This window comes from Candidatus Palauibacter sp., from assembly GCF_965213655.1.
In the GTDB taxonomy this organism is placed as follows: Bacteria; Gemmatimonadota; Gemmatimonadetes; order Palauibacterales; family Palauibacteraceae; genus Palauibacter.
The window spans coordinates 3,328,021-3,345,898 of record NZ_CBDBZT010000003.1 but is presented as its reverse complement, the minus strand read 5'-3'; the positions used below and the strand labels follow the sequence as shown (position 1 = coordinate 3,345,898).

The following is a 17,878-nucleotide window of genomic DNA, read 5'->3' as shown; positions in this document are numbered from 1 at the left end:
TTCGAGCCCGTGCTCGAGACCGCTACGGCGGAGCGGGGCCCCATAAGGCGTTGATGCCGATCTCGTACGGGACGACCTGGCCGTCGCCCTCACCATCCGGCAGCGCAAAGAGGGGTGTTCGATCGGGGTATGCCTCGATGAGCCGCGCATTCGCTTCCGGGCCGAGATCCCGCGCCCAGAGCACGCCCGAGCCCCCGAGCCCCGGCAGGTCCCCGCGCCACAGGTAGTCGGTGAGACCGAGCCAGGCGAGCCGATCGGAGGCGGCTTCCCGCCTGCACCGATCCTCCACCTCTTCCGGTCGCTGTGCGCCGACGAGCGCGCCCTCCAGACGACAGGGCGAATACTGATTCAGAAGGGCCCGGACGCTGTCGAGTCGCATTGGCCGCGCGGCGAGGCGGGCACCGATCCGATCCTGCCAGGACTCGTGCACGAAGACGAGCGACGGGCCGGGCTCCGTAACCTCGGGGACGGGTGCGGCGCGGCCTCCGAGTCGCACGACGCGCTCACGCCCTCCCGCAGCCAGCCCGTAGCCAATGGCGATGAGAACGACAACGGCGACCGCGTCCGAGAGCCAGCCGCGGCGCGCCACGCGTGCAAGACCAATCGTCGACAGCACGACGAGCGCGCACCACGCGGGCACGGCTTCGCCGAGCATCCGAGGGCCGAAGACGAGATCGTGATGCCAGTACAGCGCGCTCGCCAGGATGGGCAGCAGCGCCCAGGCGGCCAGGATGCGCTCGCCGCGATCCAGGCGCCGCGCGAGGAGCAGGAAGAGACCGACCAGCAGGCCAACGGGGAGTACGGTCCCGAAGAGCTCGCGGCCGAGCGAAATCAGTTCGGTCGACGTGTAGCCCAGCGCCTGCGTGAAGCCGTATACGCGGCCCCAGGGGTCGACGTGGAAGCCGAGGCCGTGGCTCGGGCCGGCCGCGGCCGTATAGCCGAGGGTGAGCGGGCCGCCGAAGAAGCGGGCGTTTATCCAGCCGAAGCCGACCGCGAACGGGAGGCCGCCCAGCACCCACCAGGCGAAGCGGCGCAGGAGCCAAGGCCGGTGCAGGCCCGGCTCCCGGCGCGGCGCGGTGAGCCACACGCCCGCCGTCACGGCGGCGCCGATGAGCAGTCCGGAGACGGGGCGCGTCGTAACCATGAAGCCCATCGCGCCGCCCGCCGCCAGCGCCCACACGGCCCGGCCCGTCTCGGCCCGGAGCGAGAACCAGAGGGCGAGCGCGGCAAAGGCCGCGACCGTCGCGTGGTTCATGTAGGCCCCGGCGAGGGCCAGCAGCATGGGACTCGTGACGGCGAGCAGGGCGGCGAGCCGCGCCGCCGCAATCCGACCGGGCAGCAGGCGCTCGAAAGAGAGGACGGAGAAGACGCCGAGTATCCCCATGGCCGCCGCCATTGCGATCCACGGACCACCCAGCTTGATCCCGGCCGCGAGCCAGAGCGCGTTGCCCGGCGGATACTGGGACACCCAGCCCGCAGCCGTCTGCACCATGAACTGGATCGTCCAGAACTCGGGCATGGCGAGCGGAGGTCCGGCAAGCTCACCGCCGGCAAAATAACGGGCCTGCACCAACTGTACGCTCGCGTCGTTGAGCAGGGTGCGCCCCTCGAATACCGCCAGCGCGACCACGGTCGCCAGCCCGGCGCCCAGCAGCCCCATGAGCGCGGCCACCGACCACGCAGGTGGCCGTTCGATCATCCGGCCGCTTCGCGCGAGCGCACCCGACAACCGCCCTTTGGCGAGCCAGCCCGCGAGGGCGGCCACAGCCACCGCAAGCAGGGCCCACAAGCCGGTCGTGCCGCCCCACATGTACGACCAGTGCTCGATCCCCGCGCGGCGCATGGGGACGTCGAGAGGGGTCGTGGATCCGCCGGGATCGAGGATCAGGAACACGGGGACGGCGACGAGCACCACCAGGCAGAGCCCCAGCACACGCCGACCGGCATCGAGGAACAAGTTCATGCTGCGGAACGTACACCCGCGCGGCGGGCCTGTCTGCGATCCCCGGCCACCGGTCGGGTCGGACGAGCGGTCGGACGCCACGCGGCGCTTGACTCGCGCCACGCCCGATCTACCTTTGCCGCCCCCGTCGGGGGGACGGCCCGAGTGCCGCCGCCGCGCGGGCAACTGTTCGACCCCACTCGGCTGTCCATCGGCGGGTCCGTCCGGCGATGTGCCGTCGACCACGGGCGGTTCGTGCACTCCAACCCGGATTCGGCGTCACTCGCATGTCACTCGTATCGCTTACGGATGTTGTGAAGACCTTCGGCGAGACCGTCGCGGTGGATTCCGCGACCTTCTCGATCGACCGCGGCGAAGTCGTGGGCTTCCTCGGGCCGAACGGCGCGGGCAAGACGACGACGATGCGGCTCCTCACGCAGTATCTCGAACCCGATGGCGGCACGATCTCGATCGATGGCCTCTCCATTGAGGACCATCCTATCGAACTGCGGCGCCGCATCGGTTACCTGCCCGAGACGAACCCGCTGTACCGCGACATGCTGGCGGGCGAATACATCACCTTCATGGGCCGGCTGCGCGGGATGAGCCCCGGCGAGATCCGCGCGCGGACCGACGATGTCGTCGCGCAGACCGGTATCGAAGCCGTCTACTACCGGCCCATCAACCAGCTCTCGAAGGGATACCGACAGCGCGTCGGTCTCGCGCAGGCCATCCTCTCGCAACCCGAGATCCTCATCCTCGACGAGCCGACCGAGGGGCTCGACCCGAACCAGCGCGTGGAGATCCGAAGCCTTATCCGGGACGTCGGGTCCGACCGCACCGTACTCCTCAGCACGCACGTGATGCAGGAAGTCCGGAAGACGTGTTCGCGCGTCGTCATCATCAACGAAGGGCGCATCGTCGCCGATGGATCGGTCGATGAACTGGTCGCCGGCCAGGGCGGCGCCCGCGTGATGGTCGAACTCGAGGCTCCGGGGGACGCGGCGGGCGACGCGCTGGGCGAGCTTCCCTCCGTGGCCCGCGCCGACGCCCTGGAAGCGGACGCCGGCGGGCGCATCCGGTTCGCGGTCGAGGGCACTTCCGGCCAGGATCCGCGACCCGACATCTCGCGACTCGCCGCCGCGCGCGACTGGCCGCTCTGGGAGCTGCACCTGGCGCAGGCGAGCCTGGAGGATCTCTTCCACAAGCTCACCGCCGAAAGCACGGGGCCGGCCGACGAGGCGCCTGCAACCGACGAGGCGCTGCAGGGCAGCGAGGAGGTGGACGGATGATCGGCCGCATCCTCACCGTCGCGAAGCGGGAGTTCGCGAGCTACTTCGACCACGCGACCGCCTACATCCTCCTGGTCATCTTCCTCGGGATCAACTTCTACTTCTACTTCCAGGAGGCCTACCTCCTGGGCGAGGCGTCGCTGCGGCCGATGCTGTCGCTCCTTCCCTGGCTGCTGCTCTTCTTCATCCCGGCCGTCTGCATGCGGTCGTTCGCGGAGGAGCGGAACGCCGGGACGCTCGAACTCGTGCTCGCGCAGCCGATCCAGGTCGTGGAGTTCCTGCTCGGGAAGTTCGTCGGCGTGCTCCTCTTCATGTCAGTCGCCATGGCGGGGACGCTCGGAATCCCGCTCGGTCTCACCCTGGGCGCGGACCTCCAGTGGGGCGTCGTCTTCTCCCAGTACCTGGGATCGATGTTCCTGATGTCGGCCCTCGCCGCCGTCGGCCTGTGGGCCTCGTCCCTCACGAGAAACCAGGTGACGGCGTTCATCATCGGGGTCACGGTCGGCTTCGCCCTCTACCTCATCGGACTCCCCACGGTCACGCTCTCGCTCGCCGGCCCGCTGGCGGCGGTGGCGGCGCGTCTGGGCGTCCTCGGGCACTTCTCGAACGTGGCGCGAGGCGTCATCGACCTGAGGGATGTCCTGTACTTCGCGGCGCTCGCGACGGCCTTCCTCTCGCTCACGTATTTCTCCGTCATGCGCGAACGCCTGAGCCGCGAGGGCCCTGCATACAGACGGCTGCGCGTGGGCGTCCTGGGGATGGTCGGGATCGCGATCTTCGCCGCGCTGGCGGGCGCGCAGTTGCGAGGCCGGCTCGACCTCACGCCCGGCAAGGTCTACACACTGTCCCCTCCGACGGCCGACCTGCTGCAAAACCTCGACGACCTCGTCACGCTGAAGCTCTTTCAGTCCGCGGAACTGCCGCCGCAACTCACGCCCGTGAGCCGGGACCTGGACGATCTCCTCCGGGATCTCGACGCAACCGGCGGCGCCAACGTGAACCTCGTCCGCGCGGACCCCGACGAGGACCCCGACGCCCAGCAGGAGGCGGGACTGCTCGGCATCCGTCCGGTGCCCTTCCAGATCGTCGACGACGACGAACTGTCGATTCAGGAGCGGTACTTCGGGCTGGCGGTCCAGTACGCGGGGGAGAGCCAGGTCATCCCGCTCGTCCGGCAGACGGCCGATCTCGAATACCGCCTGGCCTCGATGATCCGCGCCCTGACGCGGGCGGAACGCCCCGCCATCGGGATCCTGACCGGACATGGCGAACTGAGTCTGAACGCGGGGCTCCGGCTCGCACGCGGTCGCCTCCAGCTGGAATACGATGTGGTGGAGTTCGGCATCGACTCGACGACCGCGGCGGTGCCGGATTCGATCGACGTACTCGTGATCGCCGGCGGCCGCATGCCGCTGGAGCCCGCGGCCGGCCAAATCATAAGCCGGTTCGTCGACGGCGGCGGGAGTCTCTTTGTCCTCAAGTCGGGCGTGACGGCGGACATGCAGGCGCGCTACGCGGGCCCCACCTTCGACCCGGCGCTCGATTCGCTGCTGCAGGCGCGGGGACTCGGCATCGTTCCGTCGCTGGCCTTCGACTTACTGCTCCACGAACAGGTGGAGATGCCGTCCCAGGGCGGCTCCTACATCGTGCCCTATCCGCTGTGGACGCTCACGCAGCCGGCCTCCGGACACGTGATCGTCGACGGCGTGACGAACGTGCCGATCCGCTTCGGTAGCCCGCTTCTGGTCGAAGTGGAGGACAGCACTCTGGTGACGCCACTTCTCACGACTTCGGAGGGAGGCGGGCGACTGCAGACGCCGCTTTCGATCGACGCGATGCAGGATTGGGCCGCGATCATCGCGCCGGATGGAGAGATTTCGGAGGAAGACGTGACGACGGAGACGCTCGCGGTGGCCTACACGCAGCCGGGCGGAGGCCGCATCGTCCTCGCGGGTTCCTCGTCGCTGATCCACGACGAGACGCTTTCGCAATCGATGTCCGGGCTGGCGGGGATGATCTTTTTCCAGAACGCGATCGACTGGCTCGCCCAGGACGAGGCGCTGATCTCGATCCGGTCCAAGGACCGCGCGCCGCCGACGCTCCTCTTCCCGAACGAATGGCTCCCGGACCTGACCCGGTACGGGAACCTGGCCGGCGTTCCGCTGCTCTTCGTCCTCATCGGCGTGCTGCGGCTCGCGCGGCGGCGCAAGGTGCAGCAGCGCTCCTTCACGGAGGGAGGCGCGCTCGTATGAACGCCAGGCAACTGAAGGTCATCGCGGTCGTGCTCGGCGTGGCGGTGCTCCTCTTCCTGCCCCGGCTGTTCAGGGACAGCGGCGAGGGGGGGACGCTGGATGTGGGTGACGGCTTCTCCTTCGTGGTGGCGGACTCCGTCGCGGGCGTGGACATCGTGCTCGCGGAGGGTGCCGGAGTCGTGCGGCTCGAGCGGACGGACGCGGGGTGGACGGTGGACGGGTACGTGGCGGACGAACCGAAGATCCGCGACCTCCTGGACGTGATCGGGAACCTCTCCTCCGCCGAACTCGTGGCCCGAAACCCCTCGAATCACACGGGACTGGGCGTCGGGGAGGGCGGTCGGCGCGTGGAGGTGCGGACGGGCGGCGGCGATGTGCGGGGGTTCCATCTCGGGGAGCGCGACACGCGCTCGGGGGGCTATTTCGTGCGCCTTCCGGGGGATGATGTCGTATACCGGCTCGACGGTCCGGCCGGGGGCTATCTCAACCGCGAGCGCGATGGCTGGCGCCCGCGTCTGATCGCTGCCGTCGACACGGCGGGGGTGCGGGAAATCCTCATGCGCCGCGGGGAGCGGGAAGCTGTGCTGCGCCGCGGCGAAGACGGGTGGCTCGCGGGTGACGCGCCGGCGGATTCGGCCCTCGTGGAGAGGCTTCTCGCCATGCTGCCCTCGGTCTCCGCATCGGGTTTCCCGACGGAGGAGGAAGAGGCGGCCGCCGATTTCACGCTCGCGGACGCCTCGTTCGAGGTGTTCTCGGCCGGATCCGCCGACGTAACCGGCCGGCAACTCGAACTCTCGATCCTCCTGCTGGAGGACGAGGAGCGCGGAGACTGGGTCGCCCGCCTCGCGGACGGCACGGAGGCTTTTCGACTCTCCGACCTGACGGTGAATCGCCTGCTCCCGGAGGCGCTGGTCCCGGTCCCCGAGTAGCCCCGGGTCAACGCGGCTGGGTCAACAGGGCGCGGTCAGCGGGGCCGGGTCAGCCGGGTTCGGTCATCGCGCGGAAGTCGAGGATGCGGTCGAGTTCCGCCGGGTCGACCAGCCCCCGCTCCAGCACCAGTTCCTTCAGCGTGCGGTCTTCCGCCAGGCTGCGCTTGGCGAGTTCGGCCGCCTTGTCGTAGCCGATGACGGGCGCGAGCGCGGTGGCAAGCGCCGCGGTGGATTCGGCGTTCCGGAGGCAGCGCTCCTCGTTGGCCGTGATGCCCCGCACGCAGCGCTCGGCGAATTCCACGCTGGCGGTGGAGAGAATCCGGACGCTCTGAATCAGGTTGTGGGCCATCACGGGGATCATGACGTTGAGTTCGAGGTTCCCGGACTGCCCGCCTACGACGATCGCCGCGTCGTTGCCGATGACCTGCGCGCAGACCTGAAGGACGGATTCCGCCATCACCGGGTTGACCTTGCCCGGCATGATGGATGAGCCGGGCTGTACGGCGGGGAGGTTGATCTCGCCGAGTCCCGTTCGCGGCCCGGATGACAGCCAGCGCAGGTCGTTCGCAATCTTCGTCAGGCTCACGGCGACCGTGCGCAGTGCCCCGCTCGCCTCGACGACCGCGTCGCGCGCCGACTGCGCCTCGAAGTGGTCCGACGCCTCGACGAACTCGACTCCGAGGATCTCGCTCAGCGCCGCCGACATCCGCGCACCGAAGTCGGCCGGCGTGTTGATGCCGGTCCCCACCGCCGTCCCTCCGATGGCAAGTTCCGCCAGCGCCGGGCGCACCGCCTCGACCCGGCGGATCCCGTGCCTCAGCTGGCTGGCGTAGCCGCCGAACTCCTGTCCCAGGCGGACGGGGGTCGCGTCCTGCAGGTGCGTGCGTCCGGCTTTCGCGATGTGATCGAATTCCTCCGCCTTGTCCGCGAGCGCCGCGCGAAGCCGCTCCAGCGCGGGGAGAAGCTCACGTTCGATCGCGACCAGTCCCGAGACGTGGGTGGCGGTGGGGATCACGTCGTTCGACGACTGTCCCAGATTGACGTGGTCGTTGGGATGGACGGGGCTTCGCGAACCCACGACGCCGCCCAGAAGCTGGATGGCGCGGTTCGCGATGACCTCGTTCGCGTTCATGTTCGTCGACGTGCCGGAGCCGGTCTGGAAGATGTCCAGCACGAAGTGGGAATCCAGCTCTCCGCTCATGGCCTCGCCGGCCGCCCGCTCGATCGCCGCGCCGAGTTCGGGGTCGAGGAGCCCCAGTTCCCGGTTCACGCGGGAAGCCGCCAGCTTGATCGCGCCGAGCGCCTCGATGAAGCGGCGTCCGAAGCGGAGATCGGAGATGGGGAAGTTCTGGCGGGCCCGCTCCGTCTGCGCTCCGTAGAGCCGGTCGGCGGGGATCGCCATCTCCCCCATGGAATCCTTCTCTATGCGATGATCCATACGTGGGTTGTCCGTGGGTTCCGGTGGGTTTCCGTGGGCTCCGCGGGTCCGTGCAGGCGGGCGTCGAGGACCCGGGCTAGAATTCGATGAGGTCTCCGATGCGGATGCCGTTGGCCTCGAACCACCCCTGGTTCATCTCCAGCGCGTACATCGCCGGGGCGGCCGAATCGTGGGTTTCCGTGGTCTGCGGTTCCATCTGCTGGATATCGACGATCCGGCCTTCGCGGTCGATATACGCGATGTCGAGGGGTATGAGCGTGTTCTTCATCCAGAACCCGAGGGTGCGCTGCTCCGGGTAGACGAACAGCATCCCCTGATTCTCCTCGAGCGACTCCCGGTACATGAGTCCCTGCTGGCGTTCGTCGACGTCGTCGGCGAGCTCTACCTGGATCTCGATCCCGCCCACCCGGAGCGGGACCAGCTCCGACGCCTCGACGGCGGCGCCCGCGCCCGCTTCGGCGGCCTGCCCGCCACTCCCTTCGGCGCCGGCGTCGCGCACGCCCGCGTCGGCGGAACCGCACGCCGTGGACAGGGCTGCAAGGGCCACCGTCAGCCAGAATCCGGACTCTCTCAAACGTTCTCTCAGCATGTCAAATCGTCGCCATTGGGGTCGACTCCGTTGCGGCGTCCGCTCTCGCGAGGAAAACTAGCAGAAGACAAAACTAGCAGACGACCTTGGGGTACGGAATGTGGTGGAGGGGCCGGAGGGGGCGGACCATGGGAAGGGGGAGCGGCATGATTCTTCCGGACGTCAGAGCTTCCTTCGGCCGGGACGACGCGGCCCGACTCGTTTACCTGCTTGCCCGCGAAGGCGAGCAGCGGACCCACCTCGAGACGCTGGTGTCGGAACGGGGGATCGACGCGCTGCTCGATCACCCGAAGGCATCCGGCGCGCTCGCCGCCGAGCCGGGGGTGTCCGCGCTCCCCCTCGCGCTCTTCTCCTACGTCGCGCTGCGGCACAGCCTGCTCGAGAGCGGCGTCGAATCCCGGCTCATGGCCGACTACGTAACCTCGATCTTTCTCCACTTCGCCACCGAAGCGCGGGCGCAGCGGATCGCCGCCTACGATGATTCCGAGTACGACTATCTCGTGGACCTGGTGGCGGAGATCGGTGAATCGGATGGGCGTCGCGGCTTCCTGCTCAGCGCCCACCTCGGCAACTTCGCGCTCTGGCTGTCGGGCCTTTTTCCGGACTGGATCTGTACCAGGGAGCATCGGCGAGGCGGACCCGACCTCGGTTACTACGAGGCGATGGGACAGGCCGGCTTCTCGCTCGCCGCCGATGCGCCCTTCGCCCGCCGCCAGCAACTGGACGGTTGCTACCGTGACGCCGCCAAGACCTTCAGCGGCCTCCGCGTCGCGCTGAACCGCTTCTCGGATCGGTTCCTGACACCGCGTCCGGCGTCTCCCGTCGACCGTCTGCTGCGGCAGGTCGTGGACGACTTCGAGTCCGGCTGGTTGCAGGCGTGACGAGCGTGCGTATCTTTCTCAGCGCGTTGAGAACACCATGACCACGGACACCCTTACCCCCCGACCGCCTCTCGGCTGTGCCGCCGTGATGCTTGGCCTCTTTCGGGCCGCGCTGCAGGAGCATCATCTCCCCGTCACGCATCAGCGGGAAGCGATTGCCCGAGCGCTGTTCGAGTCGGGGCAGCGCCTCTCGGCGGACGATGTCGTGGCGCGGCTGCGGGACGAGGGTGAGCGCGCGGGGAAGGCGACGGTCTACCGGACGCTGAGCCTGCTCGTGCGCGTCGGCCTCGCCACCGAACACGACTTCGACGAGGGTTTCAAGCGATACGAAGCGAAGGTCGGACAGGCGCAGCAGGACCACCTGATCTGCACCGCATGCGGAGACGTGGTCCGCTTCCAGCGCGACGAACTCAACCGGCTGCAGGCGGAAGTCGCCGGGCAACTCGGTTTCCATGTACTCAGGCGTCAACTCAAGCTGTTCGGGCTCTGCGCTCGCTGCGACGCCGAATCCGGCCAGGCGATGCGCCAGGTCATCTAGCCAGGTCAGCCAGGAGGGTCTACTGAGTTCCGCCCACACAAGACTTCTGGATCTGCTCGCCGAGCGCTCGTTCCGGCTCGGGGACTTCGTTCTCGCTTCCGGCGCCCGGAGTGACTACTACATCGACTGCCGCACCTCGACCATGCACGCGCACGGACAGGTGCTGATGGGCGAGGTCGGTCTCGCGGCCATCCGTGACGCCGGACTCCGACCGGATGCGGTCGGCGGCCTCACGATGGGCGCGGATCCGCTGGCATACGCCATCGCCGCCGCCAGTTGGCGGGCCGGGGACCCGATCCACGCGTTCTCGGTCCGCAAGCGCGCCAAGCGGCACGGCAAGGGACAACGGATCGAAGGCTGCTTCGAGCCCGGCGCCCGGGTCGTCGTCGTCGAGGACGTGATCACGACCGGCGGATCCGCCTTCCAGGCGGTGGAGGCGGTGAATCAGGCCCGCGGCGAAGTGCTCGGAGTGCTCGGCCTCGTGGACCGCGAGGAGGGGGGGCGAGCCACGCTGGAGCAGGCGGGCCTGCAAACGATGGTACTTTATACGGCAAGCGATCTGAGGGCGGCGGTGGCCGCGGGAGAGTAGACGTGTCCGAACAGGATTTTCTGAAATTCACGGATGCCGCCTGCGAGCGGATCCGATCGTTCATCGCCGAGGACCCCGCGGAAGGCCTCGCGGTACGCGTGAGCGTCCAGAACGCGAGCCCCATCGCGCCGGAATACGAGATGGCCCTCATCGAGCCCTTCGAGCGGGAAGCGGAGGACCAGTCGTTCGACGCCTCCGGCTTCGAGGTCGTCGTGGATTCGAAGAGCGCCGACATCCTGGCGGGAACCCGCATCGACTGGGTGGAATCGCTTCAGGGCTCCGGCTTCCACTTCAACAATCCCAACATCCAGCCGCTCGGCGCCGGGCCGCTCGACGGGCCGCTCGTCGACCGCGTGCGCCGCGTCATCGACGAGCAGATCAACCCGGGCGTGGCCTCGCACGGCGGCACCGTGCGCCTCGTCGACATCCGCGACAACGTCGTCTACGTGACGATGGGTGGCGGGTGCCAGGGCTGCGGCATGGCCTCCGTGACGCTCACGCAGGGGATCAAACAGATGATCCGCGATGCGGCGCCCGAGATCGTCGACGTGCAGGACGTGACCGACCACGCCGCCGGCAGCAACCCCTACTACGCCTAGCGGCTTCCGACGACTGCCGGCTACTTCTTCTTTTTCGGCTTCAGGAAGAGGTGGAGCACCGTCGCGACGACGGACATCACGAGTGCCCCGCCGATGGCCGCCACCAGGCCATCGAGTTCGAACCCCGGAATCAGTGAGGCGGCCAGCTGGAACATCAGGCCGTTGAGGACGAAGTAGAACAGTCCCAGCGTCAGCACGGTGATCGGGAAGGTCACGAAGCGCAGGATCGGCCGGACGATCGCGTTGATGAGGCCGATCGCGAGCGCCCCGCCCATGAGCGCCTCCGGGTTCTCGACCCGGACCCCCGCCAGGAGCCGCGCGGTCGCGTAGAGCGCCACCGCGTTGACCAACCAGCTCCTGATCAGGTTCAGAATCCCGGGGTGAGGTTGAACTGCCAGATCCAGCCCTTTTCGGGGCGGTCGAAGGGTCGGACGAGATTGACCTCCGCGATCATGAGGCCGAAGAGGTTGACCCTCGTCAGGAAGCCGGCGCTCGACACCCAGTTCCGATCCTCGAACCCGCAGTTCATCTCCGGGCAGTTCGCGGGCGTCTCGCCCGACCACGCCTTGCCCACGTCATAGAAGAGGCCGACCTCGACCGGCGGCACGCCCGGGGCCTGGACCACGCCGATCCCGCCCAGGAGCGGAAGCCTCAGCTCCAGGTTGCCTACCGCCACGCGGCTGCCGATGAGGTTCCCGATGAGAGGACAATTGAAGAACCCGACCTGCCCGCCGGCGGTCGTGCACTCAACGACATCGATGGATCTGTTATCGTACCCGCGTACGAGGGACGGCACCCCGAGATAGAGTCGGCCCAGGCGCCAGTCGTCCGAACCGCCCCCCCACCGGCCGAAGTGAAGGCCCCGGCCGGCCACCGTGAACGGCCCGGCGCGGACATATCGGCGGACGTCGCCCGTGACCGTGAGGAAGTTGAGCGTCCCCACGGCCGGCTCCACCTCCAGCCGGTAGCGCTGTCCGGCGATCGGGCTCGTACCGCCGAAGATCGAGCTGTCGTATACGAGGGCGGCGCTTCCGCTTGCCGTGTACAGCGACTCCGGCGCGCAGGGCTGACCGCTGAACGACACCGTTTCTCCTCCCTCACAGTCCCTCAGATCCGTCACCTCGTCGGCCAGCAGCTGACCGGTGAAGGCGTCGAAACCGAACTCCTCGATCTCACCCGAGAAGTCGACCTGGCGGGCGGAAGCGGAGAACTCGATGCGCGAGTTGCGGTTGAACGGATAGGCGACGATCCCGGTCATCTCCCGGTTGATCTCGAACCAGCGAAAATCCCGGAAGACGTTCACGTACCGCTCCCCCAGCAGTACCTGCTGGTAGCTGATCTGGCGCGAGACGTACGGCACCTGCCCCCCAATGAAGGCCCAGTTCCAGCGGCTGGACCGGTTCTCGTAGCCCGCGAGGGCCGCCGTCCCCTGAACCAGATCCCCGAAGCTCGTGTTGACCTGGAGGATGGTCTGGAGCGTGCGGTTGCCGAGCAGGTCCGAGAAAAACAGTGCCGCGCCGCCCGCGAAGAAGACGCCGAAGTCGCTCGCCCCGAAGGCGATCGTGGGCTGCGAGACGAAGTCGAGGGACAACGGGGACCGGAATTCGCCCTCCTCGAAGGTGATCGGATCGGCCAGCCCCAGACGGGCGTTGTCGAGTAGTTCCGCGTGCGAGGTCGACAACCGCTCGCGGGGCGGGATGATCGAGGCGTCGACGCCGACGAGCATCTCTGGTGCCGGCTCCCCGGCCAGGATCTCCGGGTCGTCGATCACATAGATTTCATAGCTGAACGGGCCGCCCTTGTTCACGCTGAAGGCGACATCGCCCGTGCCGCGGGCCACGGATACGGCCGGGCTGATGGCCGTCAGCCCGCTCACGCCGGTCCACAGGTCGGTGATCAGATACCGTTCCCGCGTTTCGACGTCGAGCCGGTAGAGGTTGGCGATCCCGTCGTGGTCCGACACGAAGTACAGGTTCCGGCCGTCCGGCGCCCACTGCGGATTGTAGTTCCGGAACTGGTCGTCGAACCCCGGCAGCGGCTCGATCTCCCCGCTCTCCACATCCACGAGCGCGATCTGGTAGGGTCCCGGGACGAGCAACTCAAGGTCGGTCGTGAAGCGGTCCGTCGTGAACGCCAGCGACCGCCCATCGGGCGACCACGCGGGCTGGAGGTCGGCGAACGGGTCCGCGGTGAGCCGCGTCAGCTGCTCCGTCTCGACGTTCATCACATACAGATCGGTGAACCCGGCCGAGTGGCCGCTGAACGCGATGTGCGACCCGTCGGGCGACCAGCTCGGCGTGAAGATGGCGCCCAGCTGAAACCCCTCGACCGGGAGCTCCCTGACGATATTACCGCTCTCCGCCTCCATGATCGTGAGCAGCGGGTTCCCCGTCTTGATGCCGGCGACCGCGAACAGCCGGCCGTTCGGGTGCCAGTCCCCCGCCGAGTGGATGAACTGGAGGCTCTCGAAGTGCGGGTCGACCGCGTTGTTCGTGAGGCGACGCTTCACCTCTCCGGTGTGCGCGTCGGCCCCGAACATTTCGATCGAGAAGAGGTCGCTCTGTGACACGTAGACCATGTCCAGGCCGTTGGGACTCAGCGCCGGGCCGAGGTGGAGCTTCCCCTCCGCAGGAGGCTCGTAGATGACGCGGCGCCCGTAGTCGTCGGGGGAGCTGGTCTCCTGGCGCGCATCCGCGAAATAGGTCTCGAGTTCGCTCTTCCAGCGGTCGGAAAGCTCGCCGATCGGCACCTCGAGGACGGCTTCGATCGCCGCCAGCGCATTCCCCGTGCGCGCGGCGAGGTTGAGGATCCGGCCGATCCGGTCGTCCCCGAACGCGCCGCCGATGTAGGACCAGAAGGCGTGGCCGTAGCGGTACGGGAAGAACCGCGGGTCGGCGAGTTCCGGAATGGTCGGGAACCCGTCCTCCAGATCCAGAGCGTCCCGCATCCACATCGTCGTGAACGGGTCGATGGGTCCGATGGAGAGGTATTCGGCCATGCCTTCGATGAACCAGAGCGGGAGCCGGATCGCGCCCGGCACGTCCAGCCCCGGGCCTCCCGTCCCCTGCCCCGTCATGTCGAACTGGAACGCGTGCACGAGTTCGTGGCCGAGCAGGTGATCGGTCTCGTGGATCGACACCATCATCGGCATGACGAGCCGCCGCTTCAGGATCTCGGTGAAGCCCTGCGTGCCTTCGTCGATGAACTGACCGGAGGTGTTCGTCTGCTCGAAATCCGGGTGGTCGGCGTAGAGGATGATCGGCTGGCGCTCGCGGAACTCATGGTTGAGCACCCGGGAGAGGCGGGCGTACCAGCGCTCGGCCAGACGGCCGACCATCTGCGCGCCGACCGCGCTCTCTTCGTAGTAGTAGATGTCGAAGTGCTGCGTCTTGAGCACCTCGAAATCGAACGACTCGTAGACCACCTTGTTCCGGCCGAAATACCGGCCGGCCTGCCCCTCCAGAACGGAAGCGGCGGGGGCCGAGAAGACCGCGAGAGCGGCGAGCGCGACGAGCGCGTGGGTTCTCCGAAGCATACAACCTCCTCCAGGAGACTACTGCCATCGACCTGCCCGGGTTCCTGGGGCCCCGGGGCGGGCGTGCCGCCTCGCGGACGGCGAGCAGTCAGGGAGTGTCGAAAGCTACCTGAGGCTCTGAGCCTTCGCTATTCCGCTTCAGCGTCGTATCGCATCCCGGCTGTTTGCAGCTCCCGGGCTTCCGCGACACAACACTATCACGACCCGAGCGCGAACCGGGTCACCTTCCCGGCGTGCGCCGGAGCCCCCCCGGCCGTCAGCAGCGGCGCTGGAATCCGCCCAGCGCCTCGTGCGCGCGGCGAGCCGCGGGTTCCTCCGCGAACGGACCGGCCACGACGCGGTGGACGTCTCCGTACGTCTCGATCGAGGCGTCGAACCCCGCGCGTACAACCTCCTGCAGCTTCGCCTCGGCGCTCTCCCGCTCGCGGTACGAAGCCACCTGGACGACGACGCAGCCGCCGCGCGCGGAAACCGTGTTGGCCGCCTCGGTGACGGTGATCCGCACGCGGGCCGTGCCGGGACCCATCATGCCGAGGTCGAGCGCGGCGGTCCGGGTTACGTCGAGGATCCGTCCCCGCACGAACGGGCCCCGATCGTTCACGACCAGATCGATGGAGCGGCCGTTTTCGAGGTTGTCCACGCGGATGCGGGTCCCGAACGGGATCGTCTGGTGGGCGGCCGTCATCCCATCCATGTCGTAGATGGTGCCGGACGCGGTTGGCTGTCCGTGGAACGGCTCGCCATACCACGAGGCGATACCGGTCTGGCTCCAGCCGACGACGTAGATCGAGGGATCGGTGGAGGGCGTGGTCTCCAGCGGTACGGCCCACACGCATGCCTGCCCCGAGAGCGCAACCGCGAGCGCCGCGCCTGGCAGTCCGTGGCGGCCGGTTAGAGGGGGCCTCGTTCCCACGGTCCCCAGATCGCGAGTGTGAGGCCGAGGTTCCCCGGTCCCATCGAGATCGTGTCCCCCTGAATGTTGATGAAGAGCGTGCGGCCATCGGGGCTGAAGCAGGCGCCCGCGAATTCCCGCGAGTTCAGGAGATTCCGGGCGAAGGAGAAGATCTCCCCCGCGGGCGACAGCCCCCGTAGGTGCGTCGCACCCGAATTGTCTTCGCAGATCAGGATCCCCCCGCGGGGACTGACCGTCAGGTTGTCCGGCCCGGCGAGTACATCCTCCGACGGCGACTCGAAGACGAGCGCGAGCGCCTCTTCCTCCGGCACGTAGCGCCACACCTGTCCCAGCTGGGCATCGCCCCCGTTCGTCGCGTGGAAGTAGATGCTCCGGTCCGCGTGCCAGCAGCCCTCGAGGCGAGAAAAGCGTGCGCCTCCCGCCTCATATCCCTCCTCCCAGACCGTCGTCGCGCGGCGCTCCGCATCCGGAGGATCCGGGTTCTCGATCGGCACCCACTCGACGCCGCGCCACTCGCCCGGACGCTGGTCGGTCCGGAGATCCACCTGAGGTGCGTCCCGCACGGCCAGCATCTCGAGAGCGCCCCCGTCCCTCAGAGAACCGGGGACGTGAGGCCTGAAGCGGTAGAAGCCGGCGCGTCGGTTGTAGTCTTCCGTCTCGTAGACAAATCCCGTCGCGGGATCGACGGCGATGGCCTCATGCACGAACCGCCCCATCTCGCGGATCGGTTCGGCCGCCACCGGCTCGTCGGCGTCGGCCGGGACCTCGAACACATAGCCGTGGGGGACGGACCAGCCGCGGCCTCGACCGAACGTCGTCTCCTCGCACGTCAACCAGCTGCGCCACGGCGTCGTGCCGCCCGCGCAGTTGATCAACGTCCCGCCCGCACTCACGAAATCGCGCAGGAGGGTCGGACTCCCGTCGGCCTCGATCCGGACCTCCAGCGTCGTCGTGCCTCCGCCCGCCAACGGATCATACGCCAACTCCGGCGAGACCAGGGGCACCGCGACGCCCGGAGGATCCTGATCTTCGTGATTCCGCACGAGCCGGACCACGTCATCGCTCACGGGGAACAGTCCCATCCCGTCGTGGGCACGCGGCGTCGGCCGTCCGTCCGACATCGGCTGGCCCTCCACGCCGAGGACCGCGTAGGAGAACCCGTCGGGGAGAGCGAGTTCGGGGCCCGCGGGGCGCAGGGGCCCGTATCCGGTGCCCGCGGCAGCCGCGCCCGAGGCGACCGCGCGGCCGGTGCAGGCCGCAAGGCCGGGGAGCGAAGGCGCGAGCGCCGCGGTCCCCGCCCAGCGTCCGGCCCGGCGCACGAACTCGCGTCTGGCGATCTTGCTCAGTTGATTCCTCCGTAGCGCCCCCGGCGGCACCTGCAGCATCTTGCGGGGTACGGGCATGTTTATGGGGCGACCGGCTCCTGGCCGGACCCCCGGACTAAACGCGAATCGGACCGGGAGTATCCTAAATGGTTGGTGGATCGCTCGCACCGCGACATCCGCTGGCGTTGTGCCCGCATACGCGCGCTACGCAAGAAAACCGCCGAGCAGAGAGAGGTCGAAAATGCGGCACTCGTTCGTGCGCCTCTTGGCGCCTGTCCTGTTTCTGGTCGTCGCGAACACCGCGGCGGCTCAGTCGTACATCGACTTCTGTCCTACGGGGGACGAGACCGCGGAAGCGGCCGTCGTGGGCTACCTGACGGATCCCGAGGGGGAGACCATCGTTCCCGGCGCGACCGTCGCCGCCAGCTGGGTGCAGGACAACGCCAGGCAGCGCATCGAAGTCCAGACCAACCTGGAAGGCCTCTTCATCATGTGCGGGCTGCCCAAGGACATGGAGGTCTCGCTGCGGGCCCTCCTCGGAGACCGGCGCGGTGAGCCCGTCCCGTACACGACGGCGGCGGCGCTCGCCCAGCAGGATCTGTTCATCTCGCTCACGGGCGAGCCCGACGTGAGGGAGGAGATCGGATCGCTTTCCGGAGGCGGGAGCGGAGGATCCGGCCGGGCGTTCAGCTCGGAGATCATTCGCGCCGACGACCTCCTCAACCTGCCCGAAATGAGCGTGTACGACCTGCTGCGCCGACACCAGCTCCTCAGGTTCGAGCGCATGAGCGGGGCGGGGGAGGTGATCCTCCTCATCTCCGCGACATCGAGCTCCCGCGCCGGCGGGATGCAGTCGGTCCAGTTGAGAATCAACGAACGGCGGGAGCCCGACACGATCGGGGCGATCCGCGACCTGTCGATCGATGAAGTGAGCCGCATCGAGATTCTGACGCGGACCGAGGCGTCCGCGCGCTACGGAGGCGACGGCTTCGTGGGTGGGATCAACATCACGCTGCGGAACCGCTAGCCGCAGGGAGCGGCCTCCGCACGCCAGTC

At 68.3% G+C, this 17,878-nt stretch carries 15 protein-coding genes; 8 read left to right on the top strand and 7 right to left on the bottom strand.

Annotation, left to right across the window (positions count from 1 at the left end; all coding sequences use genetic code 11):
• Nucleotides 1–22 precede the first annotated feature (22 nt).
• Complete coding sequence (locus tag ACOOGH_RS16885; protein WP_420450018.1) at nucleotides 23–1,963, bottom strand: hypothetical protein; 1,941 nt, start codon at nucleotides 1,961–1,963, stop codon at nucleotides 23–25.
• Nucleotides 1,964–2,229: 266 nt separating this feature from the next.
• Here ACOOGH_RS16885 and ACOOGH_RS16880 point away from each other — a divergent pair, with 266 nt between their 5' ends.
• Genes ACOOGH_RS16880 through ACOOGH_RS16870 form a run of 3 tightly spaced genes read left to right on the top strand, consistent with a single transcriptional unit; the run spans nucleotide 2,230 to nucleotide 6,415 of the window.
• Nucleotides 2,230–3,234, top strand: a complete 1,005-nt coding sequence (locus tag ACOOGH_RS16880) for an ATP-binding cassette domain-containing protein (protein ID WP_420450017.1) — start codon at nucleotides 2,230–2,232, stop codon at nucleotides 3,232–3,234.
• Nucleotides 3,231–5,486, top strand: a complete 2,256-nt coding sequence (locus tag ACOOGH_RS16875) for a Gldg family protein (RefSeq protein ID WP_420450016.1) — start codon at nucleotides 3,231–3,233, stop codon at nucleotides 5,484–5,486. Before ACOOGH_RS16880 ends, ACOOGH_RS16875 begins: the two co-directional genes overlap by 4 nt.
• Nucleotides 5,483–6,415, top strand: coding sequence for a DUF4340 domain-containing protein (locus tag ACOOGH_RS16870; protein ID WP_420450015.1), 933 nt, complete (start codon nucleotides 5,483–5,485; stop codon nucleotides 6,413–6,415). Before ACOOGH_RS16875 ends, ACOOGH_RS16870 begins: the two co-directional genes overlap by 4 nt.
• A gap of 49 nt (nucleotides 6,416–6,464) precedes the next feature.
• On the opposite strand, the gene ACOOGH_RS16865 is transcribed toward ACOOGH_RS16870, so the two are convergent.
• Both ACOOGH_RS16865 and ACOOGH_RS16860 read right to left on the bottom strand, forming a co-directional pair.
• Complete coding sequence (locus ACOOGH_RS16865) at nucleotides 6,465–7,853, bottom strand: class II fumarate hydratase (RefSeq protein ID WP_420450014.1); 1,389 nt, start codon at nucleotides 7,851–7,853, stop codon at nucleotides 6,465–6,467.
• 76 nt (nucleotides 7,854–7,929) lie between these two features.
• Complete coding sequence (locus ACOOGH_RS16860) at nucleotides 7,930–8,442, bottom strand: DUF192 domain-containing protein (RefSeq protein WP_420450013.1); 513 nt, start codon at nucleotides 8,440–8,442, stop codon at nucleotides 7,930–7,932.
• Between the two features lie 146 nt (nucleotides 8,443–8,588).
• Here ACOOGH_RS16860 and ACOOGH_RS16855 point away from each other — a divergent pair, with 146 nt between their 5' ends.
• Genes ACOOGH_RS16855 through ACOOGH_RS16840 form a run of 4 tightly spaced genes read left to right on the top strand, consistent with a single transcriptional unit; the run spans nucleotide 8,589 to nucleotide 11,049 of the window.
• Entirely contained in the window at nucleotides 8,589–9,323 is a 735-nt protein-coding gene (locus ACOOGH_RS16855) for a hypothetical protein (protein ID WP_420450012.1), read from the top strand.
• Nucleotides 9,324–9,360: 37 nt separating this feature from the next.
• A complete protein-coding gene (locus ACOOGH_RS16850; protein ID WP_420450011.1) occupies nucleotides 9,361–9,861 on the top strand; it encodes a Fur family transcriptional regulator in 501 nt (166 codons plus the stop codon).
• On the top strand, nucleotides 9,776–10,450 hold the full coding sequence (gene pyrE / locus ACOOGH_RS16845; protein ID WP_420450010.1) for an orotate phosphoribosyltransferase: 675 nt from the start codon (nucleotides 9,776–9,778) through the stop codon (nucleotides 10,448–10,450). Before ACOOGH_RS16850 ends, pyrE begins: the two co-directional genes overlap by 86 nt.
• A 2-nt stretch (nucleotides 10,451–10,452) precedes the next feature.
• Entirely contained in the window at nucleotides 10,453–11,049 is a 597-nt protein-coding gene (locus ACOOGH_RS16840) for an iron-sulfur cluster assembly accessory protein (RefSeq protein WP_420450009.1), read from the top strand.
• A gap of 20 nt (nucleotides 11,050–11,069) precedes the next feature.
• Here the strand turns inward: ACOOGH_RS16840 and ACOOGH_RS16835 are convergent, their stop codons facing one another.
• The 4 genes from ACOOGH_RS16835 to ACOOGH_RS16820 form a co-directional block, all read right to left on the bottom strand.
• The gene (locus tag ACOOGH_RS16835) at nucleotides 11,070–11,411 is read right to left on the bottom strand and encodes a phage holin family protein (RefSeq protein ID WP_420450156.1); all 342 of its coding nucleotides are present in this window, start codon (nucleotides 11,409–11,411) and stop codon (nucleotides 11,070–11,072) included.
• 5 nt (nucleotides 11,412–11,416) lie between these two features.
• Nucleotides 11,417–14,584 carry a peptidase S9 gene (locus ACOOGH_RS16830; RefSeq protein ID WP_420450008.1) on the bottom strand — a complete coding sequence of 1,056 codons (3,168 nt, stop codon included), beginning with the start codon at nucleotides 14,582–14,584 and terminating at the stop codon, nucleotides 11,417–11,419.
• Nucleotides 14,585–14,840: 256 nt separating this feature from the next.
• Nucleotides 14,841–15,416 (bottom strand): septal ring lytic transglycosylase RlpA family protein, encoded by a 576-nt coding sequence (locus tag ACOOGH_RS16825; RefSeq protein ID WP_420450007.1) that lies wholly within the window; start codon nucleotides 15,414–15,416, stop codon nucleotides 14,841–14,843.
• A gap of 59 nt (nucleotides 15,417–15,475) precedes the next feature.
• Complete coding sequence (locus ACOOGH_RS16820; protein ID WP_420450006.1) at nucleotides 15,476–16,900, bottom strand: alkaline phosphatase PhoX; 1,425 nt, start codon at nucleotides 16,898–16,900, stop codon at nucleotides 15,476–15,478.
• 163 nt (nucleotides 16,901–17,063) lie between these two features.
• On the opposite strand from ACOOGH_RS16820, the gene ACOOGH_RS16815 reads away from it, so the two are divergent.
• Nucleotides 17,064–17,849 carry a hypothetical protein gene (locus tag ACOOGH_RS16815; RefSeq protein WP_420450005.1) on the top strand — a complete coding sequence of 262 codons (786 nt, stop codon included), beginning with the start codon at nucleotides 17,064–17,066 and terminating at the stop codon, nucleotides 17,847–17,849.
• Nucleotides 17,850–17,878 lie beyond the last annotated feature (29 nt).